Raw genomic sequence first — 23,100 nt, forward strand, 5'->3', positions numbered from 1 at the left:
AAAGAAGAGAGAGTCGGACGTTTCTCATCTTAGGCCTATCCCCATTATACCGAAAGTGTCCTAAATTTTGAGACTCTTTCGCTCAGCTGCAAAGGGAGAAATAAGTTCAAATTCAGCCCTATGTTCGGGCATACCTGTAGAAGGATTAGCTATGTTTTTTTTAATTTAGCTCAGCATACCTTCGGGTGAACTCATCGAGGTAGTAATTTTGCTCTTCCAGATCAAAAATCCAGGCCTCTTTCATTGCCTGCGAGAGCTTTTCTCGGGTATCGGGGGTGAAAACGTCGCTTTCGTCATCAAAGCTGCGGAGAAGGATAAAATCGTTGAGTTTATCGACAACGGCGCCTTTGACCTGATTTTGGAACGCAATGATCAGCTGAGGGTCTTCTGAAGGATCGCAAGAGAAGTACGAAGCAGCCTTGCTGATGGCGTCAAAGAGAGGGCTGAAGTTGGACGCGGCCTCTATCTCCAGAATCGCCTTTTTCCCCTCTTCCGGCAAGCTGCAGTTAGTGGAGGTTTCCTGTCCTTGAGTTGAGAAGAGCTCGTTGGCAGCCAGACTTCTCAATCCCGACTTTTCCACATAGTCCAAAAATTCGCTCAAAGGAATATTTTTGTGGCTTCCGTAAATTTGATACAATTTGCGCATGATGGAGACATTCGTTTGCTCGATCTTTTCCGTCAAAGCGATCGCTTTTTGTTGCAAATCTTCGATTGTGTAAGAGCCTGGCTCTTCAATCTCGTGAGAGATCATCAGATCCAGTTCGGAGTGAATTTTTTCAAGTTCACCCCTGCGTTGATTGGAGAGATTGTTGAGTTCGGTGTAGAGGGGGGAGGCGAGTTCCATTTCACGCCGGTAGGAATTAAGCGGTCTCTGGGAGGTCGCTTCTCCGATCAGGGCGACGGCGGCAGCCCGTGCGGCCTTCAAGGGATCGAGTTCGCTCTCTTGACGCAGCCCGTCTGTCGGTCTGAGATCTTCATCGTCGATAAGATAACTGGTGGTTTTGTTACTTTTTTCATCGTAGTCGATGTAGGCGAGCAGGAAATCTTCTCCCTGGACGATCGAGGATATTGCCATTTTGGCTTTTTCAGCGTGTTCTTTTCCTTTTGTGGTGTACATGACAGCAAAAGGGAGTTTGGCGATGGAGCGAAGCACCTCTTTGAGTTTACGCATCTCGCTTGAGTTAGTCGGTTTGGACAATGCTTCTACAGCTTCCGACATGATACGGTCGCCGACGCGACTGTAGCGGGGGCTGTTGTAGATGTAGTTTTCAGCTCCGGGATATTTTACCTTTAGTCTCTCTGGTGTTTTGAAGCCGTTGTGGTTGTCTTTATCGGCCAGAAGATCCATTGGGATGATTTGTGCACGGTTGAGGATGCGGGCAACATCATCGCTGCCGGGGCTGTGCAGTTGGTCGGGGTCAATGAGCAGTCTGTTTAAGGCCTTTAGATCGTTGATTCTGCGCAGTGTCATCATGGCTGAGTCCACAACAATCGAATCGGGAGTGGTTAAATAGTGAAAAAGGCTTGGCTCGGGCTGGGCAATGATCACAAAACGGGAGTTGTCTCTGTTGGTGTAGATGCGCAAGAGATAATCGTCATTCAATTTTCCATTACCCTCAAGCCTCAGTTGGGCTTCGTGATGCGGAGAGAGGGAGGCCGCTACGCTGGATTTTAAGAATTGGGGATTTGACCAGTTGTGCTGGTGAGGAATTATGTGGTGAATCTGCGCATAGGTCATTGCCAGGGCAATATCTGAGACGCTTCTGGAAACTTCAATGACCCTTTTTTCACTCTCGTGATTGAATTTCCACAGTGATCCGCCGATGAGTAAAAAGAGAAGGAGAGTCGCGATCGCGAACGTGATGAAGATTATTTTCAGCTGAGGTCTAAGTGCGCTGATGATTTTTTTGACTGGTTTGTCCTCTGACTTCGGCTGGGTAGCTCCTGCTCTTGGGGGAGGTGATGTTTTAAAGGGGAGGGGCTCATGCTCGTTATCACTGAGATCTAAAATGAGTGTTTTCTTTGTCGGTTCCGCCTCTTGAGGAGGAGTCTTATGGGCTGCCTGTGTCGATTCCGCCTGCAAGATGTCTCGCTCGGCGGGCATGTTTTGCGGGGGATCACTCGTTTCGGCATGGCTTCCCCTGAATTCATTTTCGATCTCCTGCCACTCTTCCAAGAGGGCTTCCATTTCGGCAGGGTCCATCTCTTTGGAGGAGTCTTTCGCTGCGAGATCGTTCAAAGCGTCCATATCAAGCGGGTAATCCTCCGAGGAGTCTCTCTGAAGGGGAAGATCTTCTCTCTCAGGGTGGTCTTCAGGGTGGGCCTCCTCAGGCTCATCGGCGGTTGCCGCTCTTTCGATAGCCTCTTCGACGATTCCGGCCAGATTTCCTTTTGTGCTGAAAAGTGGGAATTCCTGGTAGGATTGGCCTTCTTTTGTAAGGGCTCCCTCAAAGATGATCATGGTGTCACCTACCACAATGACATCTTGATCTTTAATAATCCTCTTGCCGAAGGGAAGGTCGTTTAGGGTGGCAAAGGGGTCGTTTGCTAAATTTTTGACAATGAATCGATCTTCTTCTTCCGTGATGAGAAGGTGGGTGGGCTCGAACCGACTTTCGGGTAAACTTAAATCGCAGGTGTATTCTCTGGAAGAGCCGATCAGCACTTCCTTTTTATAAAAGGTATAAGTTTCGTTTCGCGCTTTGCTCTTAACGGTGAATTTGATCATGAGTCCATTTCTGGCAGGAGTTTACCTTTTTATAACCCCCGCTTTTCTAGCACATTTCTCACCTACCGGTCAACTGGCGAATTCCCCTTTTGCATCGCTGGAATTCAAGAGGCCGCCCACAAACTGAAGTTGTATGATTTGTTTACGCCCTAGGGCTATACCGAAAGTATTTAAAATTGGGTTGTTGGCAACGAGCGAGCTCCCTTTGATTGAAAGATTGCAAGAGCCCTAATATTAAAAGTGTGAGGTGACCTATGATTTTTCAATTGGAGTAGCAAAGCATGCTGATTTGAGTTTTGGGCAGTCTCTCACAGGTTTGGCCCTCCCGTGTGGACTGTTTGACCAGGAACTAGCTTCTGGTAGAGGTGGGGATTTGGTGAGCGTTGGTGAATAGGAGTTTGATATATATTAAACGTTCATTGTGTTATTCCAATTCAGTTTCTGTCCTGGTGAAGCCTTGACTTGAGAAATATTATGTAAGTGGTTAATAATTGCGGTTTTGTGTTTTGGTTATTCTCCCAGAGAGTCAGGTTTCCCGTGCGTGATGTTCTATGGAATGGTCGATCAAAGAAGAATCTTTAAAAGAAGCTTGAATGAAAGGCTTTTAAAAATTTTTTATGTGTGAAATCTATCTGCCGATTCTGTAAAATGCCAAGCGGCGGCAATTAGATGTGTCGATGGATTGAAACTGCTGCTGGCTATGGAAACCGGGCCATCGTTGTAGGAGGCGGCATGAACCTTGTTTGTTGCCGCTCCGGAGTGCCTTAGATATGATCCTTTCTCGGGTGGAGTATGCTCGCGCAAGGAAAAAAGGCAAATTGAGTAATGTTTTCCAAAAAATCGACGAAGTCACGTCCGGTAAAGGCTCTTCACATTCAGAGAGCGCCTTTTTCCACAGTTTCTTCAATCGGGAAGTTATAGGAGTCGTCAATGACATCAATACTTAACGTTTTCAAGCCGGATCCCTATCTGCCGGAGATCCAGGATGAGAACAAAGTCAAATCGATGTATCAATACTGGAGGATTCGCATCCTCTATTCAATGTTCATTGGCTATGCTCTTTACTATTTCACGCGGAAAAGTTTTATTTTTGCCCAGCCTGGAATTATCGAAGATCTCCATTTTACTAAAGGGCAGCTTGGCTACATCAGCTCTGTTTTTTCCATTTCCTATGGGCTCAGCAAATTTTTAAGCGGTATTTTGTCCGACAGATCCAATCCCCGTTACTTTATGGCGTTTGGGCTTTTCATGACGGGTGTTGCCAATATCTTTTTTGGCCTCTCCTCGTCGTTCATTGTTTTCGCCATCTTCTGGGGTCTTAACGGCTGGTTCCAGGGTTTTGGCTGGCCGCCCTGCGCCCGCTTTCTCACACACTGGTACTCGCAGTCGGAAAGGGGATCGTGGTGGTCGACCTGGAACGTTTCGCACAATGTCGGTGCTTTCATGATCCCTTGGGTTGTAGGCGGCGCTTTGCAGTATCTCGACTGGAGATATGCCATGTACATACCCGGCGTCATCTGTATCGCCGGCAGCCTGTTTTTGATAAATCGCTTGAGGGACACTCCCCAATCGCTTGGGTTGCCTCCGATTGAAAAATTCAGGCAAGACTGGGTCGGTGCAAGCAAGTCTGAGGTCGAACACGAGCATGAACTGTCGACCCGCGAGATCCTAATGGATCACGTTCTTAGAAATCCCTACATCTGGCTGCTTGCGGCATCCTATTTCTTTGTCTATGTTGTCCGTACCGGAGTTAACGACTGGTCGGCTATCTACCTGATCGAAGAGAAAGGGTACACGAAACTCGGCGCTAATGGAACAGTGTCCCTGTTTGAAGTGGGGGGATTTGTCGGCAGCTTAGCTGCTGGGTGGTCTTCCGATTACCTGTTCAAAGCGATGCGAGGGCCGGTCAACGTGATTTTTGCGGTGCTGGTTCTTTTATCAATTCTTCTTTTCTGGTACGCTCCTACCAGCGTGCCCTACATCGATTCGGTTTCCATATTCCTGCTTGGAGTGACGATTTTCGGCCCTCAGATGCTGATCGGGGTGCATGCCGCTGAACTTGCTCATAAAAAGGCAGCAGCGACGTCGACAGGTTTTATCGGCCTGATGGCGTACATTGGTGCCGCGACTGCCGGAGGCCCCCTGGGCTCGATCATCGAGTCGTTCGGATGGGAATCTTTCTTCATCTGTATGGCCGGCTGCAGCGCGATTTCCATTTTCTTCCTGCTTCCTCTGTGGGGCGTAAGGGAAGTAAAACATTAATCGAAAGTAAAAGAGCCAAAACATGTCTGCTCCTTCCCTCTGGGTACCCTTGCGCGTACACTCGCAATACTCCATCCTGGACGCATCGTCCTCTGCCAAGGAGATTGCTAAAAAGGCGGCGAAAAATGGATTTTCCCACGTCGCACTGACCGACCATGCCAATCTTTACGGAGCGGTTGAATTCTACAAAGAGTGTAAAGAACAGAAGATTGCCGCGATCATCGGCTGCGATTTTTATGAAGCGCCTCTTCAGAGAGGGCTTAAGAAAATGGATCCGACGGGCAGGGCGGCTTTTTCCCTGGTTCTCTTGGCCAAGGACAATAAAGGCTACAGGAACCTCTGCAAGCTAAGTTCTCTGGGGTTTTTAGAAGGATTCTATTACTGCCCCCGCATTGATCGTGAGGCCATTTCAGAATACAAAGAAGGGCTGATTTGCCTTGTGGGGGGCATGGACTCAAGGCTTGCCTACGAGTATTTCTCTGGAACGCCTGAATCGTTCAAGGCAGCTGCACTTTGGTATCTGGAGCTTTTTGGAGAAGACTTGTTCTTCGAAGTCCAACGCCACCGCATGAGGGAAGAAGATATTGCCAGAGACGGCCTGAGGGAAGAGGCGTGGGTTCTCAAGCAGCATCTGGATTTTGTCGAAAAGCAGGAACGATTGAACAAGGCCATCGTAGATCTTGCAAAAGAGCTCAATGTTCCCGTTGTTGCCACCAATGACAGCCACTACATGGAGCGCGCCGACTGGAAAGCCCATGAGATTCTCATCAACGTCCAGTCAGGTGAGCCGTGCGAGATCTGGGAAAGAGACTCTCTTGGAAACCCCAAGTGGCGCGTTCCCAATCCCAAGAGAAAGACCTACCCTTCCCACGAGTTCTACTTCAAGTCCGCCGAAGAGATGGCAGCCCTTTTCTCCGATATGCCTGAAGCTCTTCAAAACACACTGGAAGTGGCTAAACGGTGCAAGGTGGAGATTGATTTAAAAACGAAGCACTACCCTGTCTACTTGCCCCCGGCGCTGGAAGGCAAGTCGCCGACCGATGAAGAGCGTGCCCGCGAGGTGGAAAAGTTTTTATGGGACCTTTGCCGGGAAGGAATCAAGAACCGTTACACACCCGAGAGGCTTGCCAAAGTTGCGGAGGTCTGTCCAGGAAAGGATCCTTTGCAGGTCGTGGAAGACAGGCTTAAGCTTGAAATGAGCATCATTGCCCCCAAGGGGATGTGTGACTATCTTTTGATCGTATGGGACTTTATCAACTGGGCAAAGCGAAACGGTATTCCGGTAGGCCCTGGAAGGGGATCGGGTGCCGGTTCCATCGTTCTTTACCTGATCGGTATCACCGATATCGAGCCCCTCCGGTTTCATTTGTTCTTCGAAAGGTTTATCAATCCCGAGAGGATATCCTATCCTGATATCGACGTCGATATCTGCATGGATCGCAGGGATGAGGTAATCCAGTACACGCTGAATAAATACGGCAAGGAGAACGTAGCGCAGATTATAACCTTCGGCACGATGAAAGCTAAGATGGTTATCAAGGATGTCGGAAGGGTTCTTAGCGTTCCCCTGCAAAAGGTCAACGAGATTGCTAAACTGATTCCTGAGGATATCGGGATCACTCTGGAGGGAGCTCTTGAGAAAGATCCGGAGCTTGCCAAATTATGCGAAGAGGATGAAGAGGCCAGAAAGATCATAGACCTCGGTCGTAAGCTGGAAGGGTCCATTAGGAACACGGGCATCCATGCCGCCGGACTTATCATCAGCGGCGAGCCTTTAACGGAGTTTATTCCGGTCTGCATGAGCAAAGACACGGACATGCCCGTTACCCAGTTTTCCATGAAGCCGGTCGAGCAGGTGGGTATGCTCAAGATCGACTTTTTGGGCCTCAAGACCTTGACGGCGATCGTACACACGGTCGATTCGATCCGGGAGAGCCGCGGCATTGACATCGACTGGGTTAACCTCCCACTCGAGGATAAACCTACCTTTGACCTCCTTAACCAAGGAAAGACACTCGGTATATTCCAGCTTGAATCGGGTGGCATGCAGGATCTGGCAAGACAGTTGCATTTGGACAAATTTGAAGAGATCATCGCTGTCGGCGCCCTTTATCGCCCCGGTCCCATGGACATGATTCCTTCTTTCATCAATAGAAAGCACGGCCGCGAACCTATCGAATATGACCATGAGTGGATGAAAGATATCCTGGCAGAGACATATGGTATTATGGTCTACCAAGAGCAGGTCATGCAAATTGCCCAGAAGCTTGCCAGCTACAGCCTTGGCGAAGGGGACGTCTTAAGGCGCGCCATGGGTAAAAAAGACCGCGACGAGATGAACAAGCAGAGGGAGAAGTTTAAGCAAGGCGCTCTAAAGAATGGAATTGCCGAAGATTTGGCGATGAGCATTTTCGATAAGATGGAGAAATTTGCCTCATACGGGTTCAATAAGTCCCATGCGGCTGCCTACGGCTATTTGTCTTACGCGACGGCCTATTTCAAGGCCAACTATCCAAGAGAGTGGATGGCATCGCTCCTGACGTGCGACAGCGACGACATCTCGAAAGTCGCCAAGTTTATCGGTGAGTGCCAGTCGATGCACATTCCTTTGCTTCCGCCCGATATCAATGAAGCAGGTAAAACATTTGCTGCTACATCTTCTGCAATCCGCTTTGCCATGAACGGTATCAAGGGAGTGGGTGAGGGGGCAGTTCTTGCCATTATCGAAGAGAGAAAAAAGCGGGGGCCATACAAGTCCCTTTATGACTTTATCAAGAGGATCGACAAACGCACCGTTGGAAAGAAGGTGATAGAGCATCTCGTTGAAGCGGGGGCTTTTGATTTTACACGCTGGTCCCGCGACGAACTGAAGGTGTCGATTGAGGCTATGTTCGAGGCGGCTCTTTCGGAAGAGAAGGATGATAAATCCGGTATCATGACCTTTTTCACGATGATGGGTGAGACCAAGGAGAAGCAGTTTGAAAAACCTCCTAAAGTATCGGTGCATTCCTCTCCGCTGGACAGACTTTTTAAGGAAAAGGAACTTTTGGGCTTCTTTTTATCTGGCCATCCTCTCGATCTCTACCGAGACTTTTTGACGCAGCTTTCTTGCGTTCCTCTCGACAAGATCGAAGGGCTTGATCCTGATTCGGTCATTCGTACAGCGTTTTTAGTGGAAGAGGCGGATGTCAGAATTTCCAGGAGCCAGAAAAAATTTGCGATCCTTAAAATTAGCGACGGCCTGATGCACTACGAGGTACCTGTTTGGTCGGACCTCTATGAGGAAAAGCACTTGCTGCTCAAGAAAAACCAGCTTCTTTATGCTGTTTTGCATATTGAAAAGAATGACGGTGCTTTGAAAATCGGCTGCCGGTGGCTTGATGATCTGACCAAAGCGGATGAATCGATGGTCCACCGCTGCGACCAGGCTTTTGACAAGGCCAAGCAGTTCATCAAAAACTTAAAACAGCGGCAAGCTGCCGAGGCCGGGAAGCCAAAAAAAGAAGGAGCTCCTGCTAAAGTGAAAGAGAAAGAGCCGCCTAAAGTCAAGAATGTCAAAATTTCATTTGAGGCTAAAAAAGCCAGGCTTAGTGATATTCTTAAAATCAAAGAGACCTTTGCCGCTTTCCGTGGAGATACTCCCGTTGTGATCCAATTTTTCTCCGGAGATAAAAATCTGGCGAAGATCGAAATCGACTCATCCTGGGGTGTCTCTCCCTCCAATGCACTGATTTCAGCTTTAAAAAGCGTGACGCCTGTTTTTAAAGTCGAAGAGGAGAGGGTCTAGAGTCAATGCTATACCGTAAGTGTGTCATAGAGACAATTCCGGTATAGCGTTTTGCCCAATATACTTATATTACCCCAAAAATTGAATCGAAAAGCGGCTCGAAAGAACTTGCAAATCGACAGAAATTTAACTCAGAGGATGTCTCCTAAGCTTCAATGAGTTTTTTAAGTACAACTAATTTTCCTGTTTCGAGATAATGCACGCAAACAGTTGCCCTCATAAAGGATTTCAGATGATTCGCCGTTTTTCGCTAAAAGCCCTGTTTCTCTTTCTGGCTCTCGGTTCCATTCAACCGGTCTTCGGAGGTTATGTGCTTATCGATGGCACTCTCTACCACTCCGATGAGATTCCTTCCTTCTCCGAAGAAAAGCACTATGAGTTAGCGACAAACGCATTCTATTCCTGTGACTTTGAAGAGGCCGCAAAACAGTTCAGGATTCTTGCTATCAACTGGCCTGGATGCACTTATGGCCAGGACGCCTGGTTTTTCGCAGCGGTATCCTACTATGAGACTTGTGATCTGGATTTTTCCAACTGCGCACTCACAGCTTATCTGCGTTGCCAGACGGCACCACGCTATTTTGAAGAGGCTGTGTATTATAAGTTGCTGATCGCAGACCGGCTTGCCGCAGGCGAGATGATCCATCCGATCGAGAGCACGAAGCTTCCCAAGTGCATTCCTGCCAAAGGCTTGGCTATGGAAATTTACGATGAAGTGATCTCGCTGATGCCGACCAGTGAACTTGCAGCGCACGCGATGTTTAGGAAAGGATGTTTGGAGTGGTCCTTTGGACAGTACCGGGAAGCGATTGCTACCTACCAGTCGTTGATCAGGAAGTTTCCAAAACATGAATTGGCGCCGGATGCGTACCTGAACATGCTGAGAGTCTATCTGGCAGAAAGTCGGATCGAGTATCAGAACCCGGACATCTTGTCGTTTGCCGACATTACATTACGTAAATTCAGACAGGACTTTCCTAAGGATGAACGCATCGACGAAGGAGAGGTTGTTGTCGCCACGATTTATGAAGTTTTCGCATCAGGCATCTATAATATCGGTGAGTTCTACTTGAGAACTAAGCACCCAAGAGCAGCTGTTATTTATTACCAGATGGTGATCGCGAAGTTTCCGACGACCAAAATGGCGGAGCGGGCGATGTGCCGATTGCAAAATATCTGTCCTGAAGGACTGGAAACGGTAATCGAACGATGCCGGGCGAGAGCCGCTACTGCAGAAGGAACCTCTCTTCCTGAGGGAAACGGGGAGTTTTTCCACTTTGAAGATTTAGCCGATTGATTGGCAAAGCATGAGAATTTACCGGAACCACCTTGTCGCTTGTCTTGAATCCGAACGCCGGGGGATGGCCTGTTTTTCCTTTAACGCTTTAGTCAGACTTTTTTCTTTTACCTTAATCGCCTTCCTTTCGAACTCTTGTGGATATCAGATGGGGACAGGCGAGACGGTCTCCCCTTACAAAACATTACAAATTCCGCTGGTGAAAGGAGACATTGACGGCTCTTTAACTCAGGAAGTCGTCAAAGAACTCGCCCAGCGAGGTTGTGCGATCAGCCAGACCAGCTCCTGCGGCCTTATTTTACACATCAATCTGTTAGAGATCCGGGATGAAGATATCGGCTTTCGGTATGACCGCAACAAGAAAGGAGAGCTGACACACTCCATTGTTCCGGTGGAAACGCGTGTTTTTGCCAAAGCAGAAGTTTCCCTTGAGGATGGCCGGCAAGGCTGCACCTTGCTTGGACCCGTCCGCATCGAGGCGTGGCACGACTACGACAATGACTATTACTACAGCCAGAATGGAGTCAACGTTTTTTCATTGGGAGAGCTCAGTGATTACGAAACATCCAAGGAGGCTGCGAAACGTCCCCTCTATCGCGCGCTATCAAGAAAGATCGCTGACTATGTCCTTGTCAGCTGGTAGCGGTAGCAGAAACCCCTTTATATCAAACTTGTCTTGAAATATGGCTTTTCTGGAAGCCTTCAGCAGAAAGATTGCAAGTCACCTACTATTAGAAATATGAGATAGCTTGTAATCTGTCAGTCTTGGAGAGCTTCCAGAAAAGCCACAAAGCCAAATTTCGAGACACGTTCGGTATAGCTTGACAAATACAAGTGGTTACCGTTTTTTATAGGTAAGGCCTTGCATCGGATAAAGCGCATTCGATCTATGGCTTATGCCAAAATCTCAAATTTTTGAGACACTTTCGATATATCGCTAAATGGCTGGTTGTCATGGGTTGGGTGTAATGGATAAATCGTTTCCTGCTACGATAGAAAAGCTATATGAGATGCTAGAATATATTCGCTTTTACGCTATCGAGGCAGGTTTTGAGTCAAATACGATCAAGAACATTGAACTGGTAGCTGAAGAGGCGTTAGTTAATGTGATTATCCATGGCTACAAAGACACCGCGGATGGCAATGTGCAGATTGCCGTTGAAAATTTGGCCGATCCAGGGATTCGCATCATCATCAAAGACCAAGGCAAGCCATTCAATCCCCATACTTACATCGTCAAAGATGATGTCCTCATCCCCAAGAATTTGGCGGATGATAACTCCGGTGTCGGGGGATGGGGACTATTTCTCATCTACAAAATGATGGACTCGGTTGAGTACAAAAGAGAGGGGCAGGATAATGTCCTTATCCTTGCCAAGACTGTCAGCTCCGCTCGTAGCGAACCCGGGAATATGTAAGCACCTTGCGCAGATTGATTTAAGGATCTAAGAGCTTCAGATCAGTCAGGACATCCTCGTTTTCCAAAATCTCGTGCAGATACCTTTCTAAAACTTTTAAGACTAGGCGCGATGTATTATAAACCCCGGAGGTTGCGAACGCGACTTCAGGATGGGGAAAGGCTTCCTTATTCAGGGCTATGATGGTGTAAGTGATAGGAACCCCGTCGACCAAGTCGGGAACAATCCAGACAACGAACTGCTCATTGACAAGGGTGATTTTCTCTTGCGACTCGATCACATGAAAATAACGAGTTAACTCGTCGTCTTCCTCTTCATTGTTGACATTCAGTAGATTAAGTCTTTGTAAAAGATCAATGTCGACTTCCGCGATACCTTCGGGTATCCAATCTGTCAGGTTATTCGCTATTTTTTTGAAACACTCTTCAATTGCCTGAATGTCATCCATAATACCTGCTTTGGTTTAAGATTATTTTCATTTAAACCAAAGCAATTTTGATGCCAATTTGTTTTGTTTTTAAATTTTTAATTAAATCTATAACTAATCTGTTGTTTCTTATTTTATTGTTGGTGGAAACTGTTAGTTGGATTTGCTGTGCAAATAGGAAATATGATCTCCTTGTGCGTTTTTCGGTTGAAGGAAGGAGGATGTTAGTGTATTTTTTTCGAGAGCCCTATAGACTAGCGTGCTTTCTGTAGCCTCAACACTATAAGAGACTGCCCGCAAACTCAAATCAGCATGCTTTGCTGCTGAATTTGTCTATAAGTCTTGCAACATAAACAACCAAGCGGTCGCGTAGCAATGAGCGAAAAGCTCTTCCTTTTTTTTACTTATCAAGGAAGCCTGTTAATCTCTCTTTTATTGACCCTCTGCTTTCCCTCGTTTGCGTATGGGGGAAAACTTCAGGTAGCGGTAAACGCGGAATCCGCCATTCTCATCAATGCCGATACGGGCGCCATCCTCTACGAAAAAAATGCCGACCGTCCGCAATACCCCGCCAGTATCACTAAGATTGCAACCTGTCTTTTCGCCTTGCATGCCTTGGGCAATAAGCTTGAGGATGTGGTCAGTGCCGAAAATGATGCAATCGTAACGATCACCAAAGAAGCTAAAAGGCGGTCCGGATACTCTATTCCGGCCTGGTGGCTCGAGGTCAACTCATCCCACATCGGCATCAAGAAAGGGGAGGAGATGCGGCTTGAAGATTTGCTCTATGGCATGATGGTCTCCTCTGGAAATGACGCTGCCAACGTTATTGCTCAATATGTTGGAGGAACAATTCCTTCTTTCCTTGAAGAGATGAATAAATACATTAAAGACTTGGGCTGCAAGACAACAACCTTCTACAACCCGCATGGCCTGCACCATCCAAAGCATGTGACGACGGCACGTGATATGGCAATTATTACGCGGGAAGCTCTCCAAAAGGAAGAGTTTAAAACCATTGTGAAGACGGTCCGTTACACAAGGCCTAAAACCAACAAACAGCAACCGACAGTGCTTGTTCAAACGAACAAACTGCTGCGCAAGGGCAAGTTTTTTTATCCTAAAGCGATTGGAGTGAAAACAGGATATACCTCAGATGCCATGAACACTCTTGTGGCTGCAGCGGAAAATGATGGACGCGTTTTAATTGCTGTACTTTTGAAGACGAAAGAGAGAGATGATCTTTTCAAAGATGCTAAAAAAATGTTCGAAGTGGCTTTTAGCCAGCCTAAGCTTGAAAAGGTGCTGATCCGCAGCGGGGCACAAAAGCAGAAGATAAAAGTTCCGGGGGGAGCAAAGCCTTTGACAGCCCTTGTGGAAAAAGATATCTGCCTGCAGTTTTACCCGGCCGAAGAACCGCGTCTCAAATGCCTTTTGCATCTGGATGAGAAGTTAAAAGCTCCTATACACAAGGGTGAGTTGATCGGCGAGATCCGGCTCGTCAATGATGAAGAAAGAGTGGTAAAGACCTATCCTGTGCTCGCGCATGAAGACGTTCCTGAGACCTGGAGCCACTGGCTCAAGGAATCCCTATTCCCCAAGCGCAAAGAGGCTTCTCCGAATGGGGTTAAGCGTCCTGAGGGCATTGCCCGCTGGAAGACGCTTATTTTATTTGTGGTTTTAGGAGGCGGGCTTTTCGGGTTGCTCTTTTTCTACAAGAAGAAGAGAGCTGTAGAATAGAAGAAACTCATCTAACGAGAGCTCTTCCGCTCTTGCACAATCACTAAAGTTCGCTTGTTTTAGAGCTTTTACAACCAAGGCTTTTTCATGCTCCCGTTCCAGGGCTGACCTTAGGGTCTTTCGCCGTTGGTTGAAGGCAAGCCGAACCAAGTGTAAGAACCTTGTCTGCTGTTCTTCGTCTTGAATCGGTGGGTCTTTCGGATGGAAGATAACGATCGCGGAATCCACCTTAGGTTGAGGCATAAAGCAGCTTCTTTTGACCTTGAAACCGTAGCGTACATCGGCAAAGAAGGATAGGAACACGGTAATTGAGCCGTATTCTTTTGTTTTTGGTTTTCCCGCAAACCGCTGCGCAACTTCTTCTTGTACCATGACGACGATACTGGAAAAAGCCTTTCCCATCGCCAGCAGCTTCACGATGATCGGTGTTGTGATGTGATAGGGAAGATTGGAAATGACTTTCAGTGGGCCTTCTACGCCCATCTTCTTAATTTCTGCTGCGATATCCACTTCGAGAATATCTTCGTTGAGGATCGTGAGCCGGCCCTTATCTTGAAAACGCGTCAGCTTGTCGGCAAATCCGCTATCTTTTTCGATAGCAAGCACGGAGGCGCCCTTATCCAGCATAGCTTCTGTCAAGACACCCGGTCCTGGTCCGATTTCTACGATGAAGTCACCGGCTTGGACATCGGCTTCTTCGACTATTTTGCGAATGATATTGCCGTCGATGAGAAAGTTTTGCGAAAGCCCTTTTTTGGGAGCAAGATTTTCTTTGGCGAGAAACGAAAAGAGTTCGTTCGGTCTGTAAATTGGCATCAGTTTATGCTTTTGAAGAGGTTAAGAGGGTGTTACAAGTTAGGATCAGAAGTTTCGTCGCAAAAATTGCCTATAAGGGACTGTCCACAAACTGAAATCGTATGCCTTGTTGCTAAATAGGGCTCTAAGAATCCGTTATGCCGAATTCGGCGATGCTTCCGGTAACAGTTTCACGCAGGTTTCTTTGCGGTGTCTATAATACATCCATGACTCCCTCTCTGCAAGGTAATTTGATGTTGTTTATTAAAAATTTAAATGCAGAAAATGTTACCATAATATCATGGGTAGTTGGTGGTTGTTAAATTTTAGGTCGTGCCAGCAATTAATGAATGGTAATACCAAAAGTGTCTCTCGATTTGGCATGAGGGCTTTGAAAAGCCGCGGGATTGAAAGTTTACAAGTTGCCTTATGTTTCTAATATTTGGTGACTTGTAATCTTTTAATCTTGGGGAGATTTCTCTTTGACCAGAACTAAATTTCGCGACATTTTCGGTGAAATTTGAATTAAATCAACTCTTCCTAACTTGCTGCTTGAATGCGGGAGGTGGATATGACTACTGGAGATTTGGATCCAGACCATGTTGCCTTTAAAATTCAACAACTGGACTCGATTTTAGTTGAATTGTTGAACACCCGACGAGGGAGCGAAGGGCCCCGCCTATTTTTAAAGATAGAAGCGGAGGAAAGTCGTCTCTCGATGACCCATGACACTGCAGAGGCCAGCAGAATCGCTGACGTTGCCCGGTTAATCCACAGAGCGATCCGATCGGCTGTGCGAGAGAATGTGGATCAATCGCTTATCGAAGGCTTAAGAGAGCATTTCCGCAGCTGGAAGAGGGAACAGCAAGAGGTGAAATTTCGGGAGTCGGTGGAGGTGATTTTCGCCGAGCGCAGGGAAATTGCCATCCTGGTAGATGAGAGAGACTACGGCAAAATCCAAGGTAAAAGCGCCACCTTTCATAAAAGGGAGATGGAACGGCTACTCTTCACGGATGCCCCTAAATTCAGCGCCCTAGGGGAAATCATTGAATCCGATAAGCTCTGCCAGGCTTTTGATTTTTTGTTTGGCCTGCATTTTGGCAAAACCACCCATTCGGGCTCTAGAGGAGAGCTTTTAGATGGTGCGGCAAAGAAGCTGGTGTCAGAAGTGTTTTCAAACGTTGTCGCAGAGCTTAAAGAGGAGTGCGACACCGAAGTGAAAAGCGTGGACGAAGCCTTGAGGCGGTTCGAGAGTGTTTTTTTAGACAAGCTAGCTTTGATCAACAACAAAAGGGAGCTGCTTGCGCCCGAAGAGTTTAAGTTCCTCGCCAAGGGATTGCTCATCTCCTCTGCTAGCTCCGACGCACCCGAGATTGATTCGACAACAGGAAATTTCGAGGCTATCGCGCAGCTGGTGAGGCAAGAACGCTGGCGTGAAGGCAAAAAAGAGGTGCGATTTGCCACTCTGGACGTGACGCGGGAAAAAAAAGCCAAAGAGGTTATCAGGAAAATCATTTCGCATCCCCTTGTACAAACTGATTTACGCGCCTTTTTCACGAGAGGCATCCTCAATCGAGAAGAAGGCTTTGCGATGAAGCGCGGCAATCAAAGGGGGGAGAGAGACGATACACCCTTTGCCGCTCGAGAGTTCGCGCATCCTATTCAGGAGGCGCCAATTGACACGGAGAGAGTTGCAACTGACGCTAAGTTAGCCTCTAAGATTCAAGGGGCAGATCCGGCTCCTTCCATCCAGATGGAAACAGAGACTCATTTCCTTGATTCCTCCCATGAAGTAACAACCGCTGCAATCGACCATGGATCGGCAGAGAAGAGAAAATTGGCTCTCGTAGAAGATTTTGACAGACGGTTTGCCCTTTTATTCGGAACGACAAAACACTCGATTACCCGGGGAGAGATTTTGGACGCTTCCTCCAAAAAACTGATGTCGCTCGCTTTCGAGTCGGTGGTAACGGAGTTGATGGAAGAGCGAAAGGGGATTTATCGTGACGATCCGCAGTTTTGGGACGGGATCGCGCAAAAGGTTTTGAAAAAGTTGCTGGAGATGAATAAAAAGAAGCTGCTTGTCGATCCCGCAGGTTTCGAGCGGGTGTCAAAAGGCCTTTCCCGCTCTCTTTCCAGCAATGATGCTCCTGAAATCGACCACTCCACAGGTACGTTCGGCGAACTCTTCAGGTCGTTCAAGAGTGGAAAGTGGACGAATGGGGAAAAAGTGCTTTTGTACTCCACCATGGACTTTAAGCGCCTAAAGAGAGCCATTTTTGCCATTAATCAAATTCTCTCCGATCCCGAGTTTAAGCGTTTTTTTCTTTTGAATTTAGGTTGGAAATGAGGGGGATACATGCCAAACCAAGCCGTTGGCATAGAAGCCTCCCTTCTCAGGGGTATTATCGAAGATCTTTTATGGATTTGCCGGTCCACAAGGGCGCCTTTTGGAGTGCTGTGTAGACCTCTCCAATCACAGGGGCAATCTCCCAAACGACTGTGCTAGCACCGAAACCTGTGTTTTCAGTTTAGTACAGGCTCTAATATGACAGGCATATCTCTTATTTCGAGATATGCGGTATGACCACTTGCTGGAAATAGCTTCTTCTAGTCTCGCCGCTCGGTCCCACCTGCTCATTTAATACTTCAGCTAAGATTTTATCGAAGTCTTTGTTGATGTTGGTCGGGCCTTGCTTCCATTTATCAGGAGCGTAGATACCGCAACTTAAACGCCCCACAATCGCATGAGTGTTACCTTCTGCGACCATCGCATCGAGTGATGAGCGCAGCTTCGTTTTGACACATTCACGAAAGAACTGATAATCGTTCGAAGCTTTTTCATTCATGGTGCGCTGCATGGTTCCCGTAGGGGTTCCGATTGATGGATTGGCATTGATGGAGTCGGCAAAGATGAGTGTGACTTCGTTTTTTTGGCCGGGAATCAGTGTTTTATTGGTTCCGGTTCCAGTGGTAACTCCCAACTGACATTTGTTGAGGGCGTATGCTTGATTATAAGCTGATGCATCCGTAGCATGCCTGAAATCGATTCCTTGATGCGTCATCGTGGAATGACCCGTCGGACCGTCAACCATTCCCCAGACGCCTTTGAAGGAAGCATCGATAAATTGCTTGTGCTTTGACTTGTCGTTGCCGAATTGCGTCATCAAGACATTGGCAATGATGGATTCCTCTTGTGTTTTCGCGTTCAACGTTTTTATGTCACCATGCCCATCCGCTCCGACCTGGCCGCAGGGGAGTCCACTGTTGGCGCAGATCATCACGCCGCACCTGGCGTTAGGACTGAGTTGCTGTATCTTGTTGACCACATTCCCGGCTCCTCCAGGATCGGACATGGTTTCAAACAAGGGGTGTGTTGAAGGATAGGTAGGGGCATTTTGATAGATTTGAGCTCGTGATAAGTCTGTCGGGGCGTAGATCTTAGCTTTTTGAGATTGGGCTGTATTGGCCTGCTGCGCTTGTGGTGCGATGATGCCTTGAAGAGGTGCAAGCGGTGGAGCGCTTTCTGCCATTTTCACAAGGTAGGCGACAGTTTGGAATCCAGAGCCTGCCAGAGACTTTAATTGACCGCTTTGCTGTAGTCCCTGGAGGCGATTTTTGAAATCTTCTAGAGATGACGACTGACTGTATGCATGCTTTATCAGGTTCGGGATATAGCTTTTATCGCCGGTTTGCGTCGTATAGTTCTTTGGGTAGTTTGAGGCGGCTCGATCGAGCGAGGTGAAGAACTGCTTCTGATTATTTTCAGCCTCCTTTGTGGAGGCCTGATTGCTTTTAAGAGTGTCAGCAGCGTTTTGTGGCGGACTCTCCTCTTTGATCACGAGGGGAAGAGGAGGGGGACTTGCTTTTTTGGCCACGGGCAGAGGATTGCCCTTTTCATTGATATGAGGAAACACCTCTTCGACCACTCTCAGTACTTGCCTGCCGGTAAAGAGTTGCCTGACACTTTTAGAGAAAAGGGGAGCGAGCCCCAGTGACCCGATCGTGCAAAGAAGGCCCAGTACAATTCCGCCCATCGTCTGGTGGCGTCTTTCCATTTTGGCGACAACTTTGTAGGAGTGGCCGTTGATCTGGTAGGTTTTATTGGGATTTTTTTCAGAAACCTTGCGCCATCCTTCCTTATTATCTGAGGGGGCAGAAGCCATATCTACGAACTGCCTCTGATCCCAATTGGTTGACTGTATTTTCATATCACGACCTCATTTAAAGGGATGTACACTCTGATTTTTCTAATTATAACACTGAAATTAATAAATTGTTTTAAAAAATAAAGTTTTACTAGGTTTTATTCTTCTGATATTTAAACAAATGTTTGTTAATTTTGTTTAAATTTTTTGTCTGAGGTGTGGAAGGGAATGAGGAGTAACTTGCCCAAATCTTTTTCCGATTTGGGCAAGTCGGGAAGGGGGTTATTTCAGCGAAAAAGGTTCAAATTGCGGAGGGATAGCTGCATCAATTTCGTCCAGATCAATATGAAAGTGTTCTCGCATTTTTTGGAGATATTCGTCGGTTTCTTTGCGATACGAGCCGCTCATCAGCTCATCTTTAATCTTGGATTCCACTTCCCTGAAGGGAACCACTCCGCCGCCTTTTTTTTCCTTCAGGTAGAAAATACGGACAACTTTGGCATTGTCTTGCTTGGACGTTTGAATTTTGGGTGTGCTGAACTCACCGGCTTGAAGAGGGTCTAACGCTTCTTTGTAAGTGGGAGAGATGTCCTTATCGGTGTGCGTCATTTCTTGGGACACTGTGATTTTTCCGGCAGGACTTAGCATTCCTGTAGCCGATACCAGCGAGGCGATCTCGGCCACGGGCTTTTTCTCATCTTTAAGAAAGGCGAGTGCCTTATTGGAAGCCTCCATAGCGTGGGCTTCGCTTGGATCGCGGATGGTGATGACCGAATAGGTGTACTGAGGCGCTATCGGATTTTTTTTGGCATACTCTTCATAAGCCAGTTTAATGACTTGCGGAGTTACGTTGCGGGATGCTTTCGTTCCGACACGTGCCTGAAGCATACGGCGGATGACGATTTCGTCGCGCAAGATCGACTCGGCGTCTTCGAAGCTCATGCTCAATTTGTCTAAGTTGGCATGGATGTTGGGACCAAAAACGGATTCCATCTCCTGGCGGATATCTCCGGTGCTAACTGAAAAACCTACCTCCTTAGCGTCGAGCATAATCAGCTCTTTGTCGATCAGCTCGTAAAGAGTGGCTTTCCAGCTCATTTTATAGAATTGATAGCGCGCTTCGATAGAGGAGGCGTATTGTGGATACTGACGATAGAAGAGAACATCCATTTTCTTCATGAGATCGTAGACAGAGATCGCTTTACCGCTGACGTTGGCAAGTATCCTGTTGTTGACTTCGATATGCGTGGCCGGTTTTGATACCATTAAGGGGGAGCCCTCTTTGGAGAACGCCAGCGCGGGAAATAGGGTTGCCAGTGCGCAAGCAGCTGATAATAAAACCTTTCTCATGGGATGATTCCTTAGTTTATAGAGGCCGATTATAGTATCCCTATCTTTTCTTTACAAAGCGGGTTTTAGTCTCCAGTGAAAAAATAGGCTTGAAGCGACATGCGCTTCAAGCATTCTGCTAGGACTTGGTAGCGGGGCCTGTTCTTTTAAATACAGCTGCAAAGAAGCCATCCATCCCACCGCTTTCCGGAAGAGAGATGAAAAAGGACTCTGCCAGCTTGACAGGGTATTTTGCCAGGAAATGCTCAACTTGCTTCTCGTTTTCCTGATCGAGTATACTGCACGTGGCGTAGACGATATAACCGCCTTCTTTGACAAAGCTTAAGGCTGATTCAAAAATGGTGCGTTGCTCACCGCGCAGTCTGTCGATAAGCGCTTGGTCAATTTTCCATTTCATGTCGGGATTACGTCTCAGCGTGCCAGTGCCTGAGCAGGGGGCATCGACCAGCACCCAATCCATTTTCTTTTTGAGCTTGGAAAGTTTGGGGTCTTCCGCCTGGATGATTTGGGCGTTTTGTACGCCGGCTCGGCGCAGCCTCAGCTTCGCTTCGCTCAAAGCGGAAGGCCTGACATCATGCAGGTAGACTTGTCCTTTGTTTTGCATTCTGGCTGCAATCAAGAGGGTTTTTCCTCCGGAACCGGCGCAGTAGTCCAGCACAGAGTCCCCTTCTTTAGCTCGTACCAGTTCGGCAGCGATCTGGCTAGCTTCATCCTGCACTTCGAAAAGGCCCGCTTTAAACTCGGGCAGAGAGAAAAGATCAATCCTTTTAGCTAAGACGATGCCTAAAGGTGATTTTGATGTAGGTTCTGCGTGCACATGCTCCTGAATTTTTTTCAGCAGCCCTTCCCTTTCGATGCGGAGGGGGTTGGCTCGGATTGTTGTCGGCGCTTCTTCATTTAGCACAGAGGCGATGGAAAAGGCTTTTTCCTCTCCATATTGCTTTTTGAGCAAGTCAAAGAAGAACTCCGGCATGCATGCCCTGACATGCAGGGGTATGTCCTGATCGCTTTTAAGGGCTCCTAAGTCTTCTCTGAAAAAGAGGCGTAGCCTGTCTACCCAAGAGGGGGTTTCATCAAGCAGGTAGTCGATCAGGCTGAGGTGGCGAATGAGGGAGTAAACAGTATTGGCGATGAAGGCGCGGTCTTTGGAGCCTACAGATTTGTTCATCTTAAAGTGGTCGCGCAGCACCTTATCCATGGGGATCCCTTTCAGTTCATAGGTCGAAAGAATGTGCTGCATGTGCTGCATTCTGAAAGGATTTAAACCGGGTGTCTCCTCTTCGATGATCTCATCGTCGGTGGATTCGTGATAGAAAGAATTTTGGGGGGGTCTTTCAGCCCGTTTTTTATGATGATGGCGGTGAGGCAAGCGTCTTTTCATTGGTTAGCTCTTGGTTTGTTGGGCAAAAGTAATGCTCCCATTGCTAGGAATCGGAAGTACTTTAACAGATTGAGCGCTGGAATAACAGTTTAAAATAGGCTGCCGCTGAGAGGAGTTCTGTGATTTCTTCTTATATCAAAAATGTCTCAATCCCGAGGCTTTCTTACATCTAGTAATCAAATTTTGAGTCTTTTTCGGTGTGTGATCTGCAATGTCTTTATAGTTATTTAACATGGTGAAATTTCTGTTTTATATTATTATAAATAGTAATTGGAAGGGAGGTTTGTTATGGCCCCGCTTACAGTCACCGGTTTTTTTAAATATTTTGTTTTTCACCCTGATGATCAGGCGCTGTCTAAAAGCGACCAGCAGAAAGCACTTGTCGGATCAATTGCCTTTGGAGTTCTCACGCTGGGTCTGGGCCACCTGTTTTGCCGGCTGTTTTTGTATGACAGAAAGTTTTCTCGCATCGATAATCCGACCAAATCCTCCCTTCTTTTCAACGCAGCGGTTCTCCAGAAAAATGTAGAGAAGGACAGAGCGCTTGTCCCCGTGGTTAAAAGGGGCAACAATTCCCTCGTGACGACGGAGGTAAAGCAACCTCAGCAAAAGGAAAAGATACTTCCGAAGCAAGAGACGGTGATCCAGCCAAAGAAGTTGACAGAGGCTAAATTCGGGGAGGTCTCAGTCAAAGTGACCGGTTCGGGAGATCTTTGCAAGGATAAGGCGGATGCGGTTGTCAACGCTGCTAATGAAGGGTTGAAAGTGGATCGATTCTGCGGCGGGGTTTGCAAGGCGATCTTTCAGAGTGGAGGGACAGAAATCCACAAGGAGTGCCAGGCGTATTTGAAAAATATCGGGAAAAAAGAGGTGGAAGCAGGTCACGCGATGATATCCGGCCCGGGCAATATGACAAATACCAAAAAAATAATACATGCCGTTGGTCCAAGATGGTCGGACAAAGATACCCCTAAAGTTAAAGAGAAAAAAAAGCTCGCCCTCTATGACTCCTATTACAACAGCTTGCTGAGGGCGCATGAAAATGGCCTCACAAGCATATTATTTCCGTCCATCGGTACGGGCATATTCAAGTTTCCCATGGAGCTTGCCGGTCCAATTGCCATCAAGGCATTTAAGGACTTTGCAGCGAACTACCCTCATTCGCCTTTGAAAGACATTACTCTGATTGCCTGGGGAGAGGCTTTTGACACATATGGCCCTGAGTTGATCAGGCAAGCTAAGTCTTGAGAGCGGACAGTCGCTCGTAACCTCCTCTTGAGAATAACTGAGAGAAAAGGTACAAGTTGTCTCAAAGGATCAAGGGGGTTTTATGACGTGGCTCGAATCATTTGGAATGCTGATAGGGCGCCTGTTCATCGCCTCCTACTTTCTCCTGGCGGGCACCTCCAAGCTTTCGAGCTTCAAAGAAAGTTTGCTCCTTTATGAGAAACACTCCATTCCCTATCCCGCTCTTTTTCTCAACCTCTCTGCGGCCCTTCTGATAATGGGGGCAATCGGGGTGCTCGTCGGTTATAGAACCAGGATCAGCGCCCTGTTTTTGATTTTAGCTCTGCTGCCGACCACGTTCATTTTTCACAATTTTTGGAGCCAGGAAGGGGATGCATTGATTTTTAGCGCTGTTTTTTTCTTTAAGGACATCGCCATCACCGGAGGACTTTTGTACGTTCTTTCGAGGGGAGCTGGACTTTGCTCGATAGATGCGATCCGCAAAAGACGCATTGCCAAGGCGGGCTTGGAAGGGTAGAG

Annotated in this window: 15 protein-coding genes; 9 read left to right on the top strand and 6 right to left on the bottom strand. The window is 47.4% G+C overall.

The features are described 5' to 3' along the window. Positions 1–160 precede the first annotated feature (160 nt). A complete protein-coding gene (locus tag ELAC_RS02380) occupies positions 161–2,728 on the bottom strand; it encodes an FHA domain-containing protein (protein ID WP_098037675.1) in 2,568 nt (855 codons plus the stop codon). A 930-nt stretch (positions 2,729–3,658) separates the two neighbouring features. Between ELAC_RS02380 and pgtP the strand changes: the two genes are divergently transcribed. From pgtP to ELAC_RS02405, 5 genes are all read left to right on the top strand, one after another. Then, positions 3,659–4,990, top strand: a complete 1,332-nt coding sequence (pgtP, locus tag ELAC_RS02385; protein WP_098037676.1) for an MFS transporter — start codon at positions 3,659–3,661, stop codon at positions 4,988–4,990. A 22-nt stretch (positions 4,991–5,012) separates the two neighbouring features. After that, complete coding sequence (gene dnaE / locus ELAC_RS02390) at positions 5,013–8,777, top strand: DNA polymerase III subunit alpha (protein ID WP_098037677.1); 3,765 nt, start codon at positions 5,013–5,015, stop codon at positions 8,775–8,777. A 232-nt stretch (positions 8,778–9,009) separates the two neighbouring features. Further along, positions 9,010–10,074, top strand: a complete 1,065-nt coding sequence (bamD, locus tag ELAC_RS02395; protein WP_158227784.1) for an outer membrane protein assembly factor BamD — start codon at positions 9,010–9,012, stop codon at positions 10,072–10,074. A 10-nt stretch (positions 10,075–10,084) separates the two neighbouring features. Next, the gene (locus ELAC_RS02400) at positions 10,085–10,717 is read left to right on the top strand and encodes a hypothetical protein (RefSeq protein ID WP_098037679.1); all 633 of its coding nucleotides are present in this window, start codon (positions 10,085–10,087) and stop codon (positions 10,715–10,717) included. Between the two features lie 325 nt (positions 10,718–11,042). Next, positions 11,043–11,492 (top strand): ATP-binding protein, encoded by a 450-nt coding sequence (locus ELAC_RS02405; protein ID WP_158227785.1) that lies wholly within the window; start codon positions 11,043–11,045, stop codon positions 11,490–11,492. A 19-nt stretch (positions 11,493–11,511) separates the two neighbouring features. Here ELAC_RS02405 and ELAC_RS02410 read toward each other — a convergent pair whose 3' ends face one another. Then, a complete protein-coding gene (locus tag ELAC_RS02410; protein ID WP_098037681.1) occupies positions 11,512–11,940 on the bottom strand; it encodes a hypothetical protein in 429 nt (142 codons plus the stop codon). Positions 11,941–12,294: 354 nt separating this feature from the next. On the opposite strand from ELAC_RS02410, the gene ELAC_RS02415 reads away from it, so the two are divergent. Beyond that, a complete protein-coding gene (locus tag ELAC_RS02415) occupies positions 12,295–13,659 on the top strand; it encodes a D-alanyl-D-alanine carboxypeptidase family protein (RefSeq protein WP_098037682.1) in 1,365 nt (454 codons plus the stop codon). Here the strand turns inward: ELAC_RS02415 and rsmA are convergent. After that, positions 13,600–14,475 carry a 16S rRNA (adenine(1518)-N(6)/adenine(1519)-N(6))-dimethyltransferase RsmA gene (gene rsmA / locus ELAC_RS02420; RefSeq protein ID WP_098037683.1) on the bottom strand — a complete coding sequence of 292 codons (876 nt, stop codon included), beginning with the start codon at positions 14,473–14,475 and terminating at the stop codon, positions 13,600–13,602. The two genes, ELAC_RS02415 and rsmA, sit on opposite strands and share 60 nt — an antisense overlap. Positions 14,476–15,025: 550 nt before the next feature. On the opposite strand from rsmA, the gene ELAC_RS02425 reads away from it, so the two are divergent. Beyond that, positions 15,026–16,804 carry a hypothetical protein gene (locus ELAC_RS02425; protein ID WP_098037684.1) on the top strand — a complete coding sequence of 593 codons (1,779 nt, stop codon included), beginning with the start codon at positions 15,026–15,028 and terminating at the stop codon, positions 16,802–16,804. A gap of 214 nt (positions 16,805–17,018) precedes the next feature. Here the strand turns inward: ELAC_RS02425 and ELAC_RS02430 are convergent, their stop codons facing one another. From ELAC_RS02430 to ELAC_RS02440, 3 genes are all read right to left on the bottom strand, one after another. Beyond that, positions 17,019–18,665, bottom strand: a complete 1,647-nt coding sequence (locus ELAC_RS02430; RefSeq protein ID WP_143406416.1) for a hypothetical protein — start codon at positions 18,663–18,665, stop codon at positions 17,019–17,021. Positions 18,666–18,884: 219 nt separating this feature from the next. Beyond that, positions 18,885–19,952, bottom strand: a complete 1,068-nt coding sequence (locus ELAC_RS02435) for a peptidylprolyl isomerase (RefSeq protein ID WP_098037686.1) — start codon at positions 19,950–19,952, stop codon at positions 18,885–18,887. Between the two features lie 118 nt (positions 19,953–20,070). Further along, a complete protein-coding gene (locus ELAC_RS02440; protein WP_239414328.1) occupies positions 20,071–21,333 on the bottom strand; it encodes an RsmB/NOP family class I SAM-dependent RNA methyltransferase in 1,263 nt (420 codons plus the stop codon). Positions 21,334–21,621: 288 nt separating this feature from the next. Between ELAC_RS02440 and ELAC_RS02445 the strand changes: the two genes are divergently transcribed. Both ELAC_RS02445 and ELAC_RS02450 read left to right on the top strand, forming a co-directional pair. Next, a complete protein-coding gene (locus ELAC_RS02445; RefSeq protein WP_098037687.1) occupies positions 21,622–22,581 on the top strand; it encodes a macro domain-containing protein in 960 nt (319 codons plus the stop codon). 82 nt (positions 22,582–22,663) lie between these two features. After that, entirely contained in the window at positions 22,664–23,098 is a 435-nt protein-coding gene (locus ELAC_RS02450; protein WP_098037688.1) for a DoxX family protein, read from the top strand. Positions 23,099–23,100: the final 2 nt, after the last annotated feature.

It is taken from the genome of Estrella lausannensis, from assembly GCF_900000175.1.
Taxonomy (GTDB): Bacteria; Chlamydiota; Chlamydiia; order Chlamydiales; family Criblamydiaceae; genus Estrella; species Estrella lausannensis.

Excerpts from the sequence above, each read along its gene's own strand:
- ELAC_RS02435 (WP_098037686.1), bottom strand. The coding sequence starts at position 19,952 with ATGAGAAAGGTTTTATTATCAGCTGCTTGCGCACTGGCAACCCTATTT.
- ELAC_RS02440 (WP_239414328.1), bottom strand. The coding sequence starts at position 21,333 with ATGAAAAGACGCTTGCCTCACCGCCATCATCATAAAAAACGGGCTGAA.
- ELAC_RS02410 (WP_098037681.1), bottom strand. The coding sequence starts at position 11,940 with ATGGATGACATTCAGGCAATTGAAGAGTGTTTCAAAAAAATAGCGAAT.
- ELAC_RS02430 (WP_143406416.1), bottom strand. The coding sequence starts at position 18,665 with ATGAAAATACAGTCAACCAATTGGGATCAGAGGCAGTTCGTAGATATG.
- ELAC_RS02405 (WP_158227785.1), top strand. The coding sequence starts at position 11,043 with ATGGATAAATCGTTTCCTGCTACGATAGAAAAGCTATATGAGATGCTA.
- bamD (WP_158227784.1), top strand. The coding sequence starts at position 9,010 with ATGATTCGCCGTTTTTCGCTAAAAGCCCTGTTTCTCTTTCTGGCTCTC.
- ELAC_RS02380 (WP_098037675.1), bottom strand. The coding sequence starts at position 2,728 with ATGATCAAATTCACCGTTAAGAGCAAAGCGCGAAACGAAACTTATACC.
- ELAC_RS02415 (WP_098037682.1), top strand. The coding sequence starts at position 12,295 with ATGAGCGAAAAGCTCTTCCTTTTTTTTACTTATCAAGGAAGCCTGTTA.
- rsmA (WP_098037683.1), bottom strand. The coding sequence starts at position 14,475 with ATGCCAATTTACAGACCGAACGAACTCTTTTCGTTTCTCGCCAAAGAA.
- ELAC_RS02400 (WP_098037679.1), top strand. The coding sequence starts at position 10,085 with ATGAGAATTTACCGGAACCACCTTGTCGCTTGTCTTGAATCCGAACGC.
- dnaE (WP_098037677.1), top strand. The coding sequence starts at position 5,013 with ATGTCTGCTCCTTCCCTCTGGGTACCCTTGCGCGTACACTCGCAATAC.
- ELAC_RS02445 (WP_098037687.1), top strand. The coding sequence starts at position 21,622 with ATGGCCCCGCTTACAGTCACCGGTTTTTTTAAATATTTTGTTTTTCAC.
- pgtP (WP_098037676.1), top strand. The coding sequence starts at position 3,659 with ATGACATCAATACTTAACGTTTTCAAGCCGGATCCCTATCTGCCGGAG.
- ELAC_RS02425 (WP_098037684.1), top strand. The coding sequence starts at position 15,026 with ATGACTACTGGAGATTTGGATCCAGACCATGTTGCCTTTAAAATTCAA.
- ELAC_RS02450 (WP_098037688.1), top strand. The coding sequence starts at position 22,664 with ATGACGTGGCTCGAATCATTTGGAATGCTGATAGGGCGCCTGTTCATC.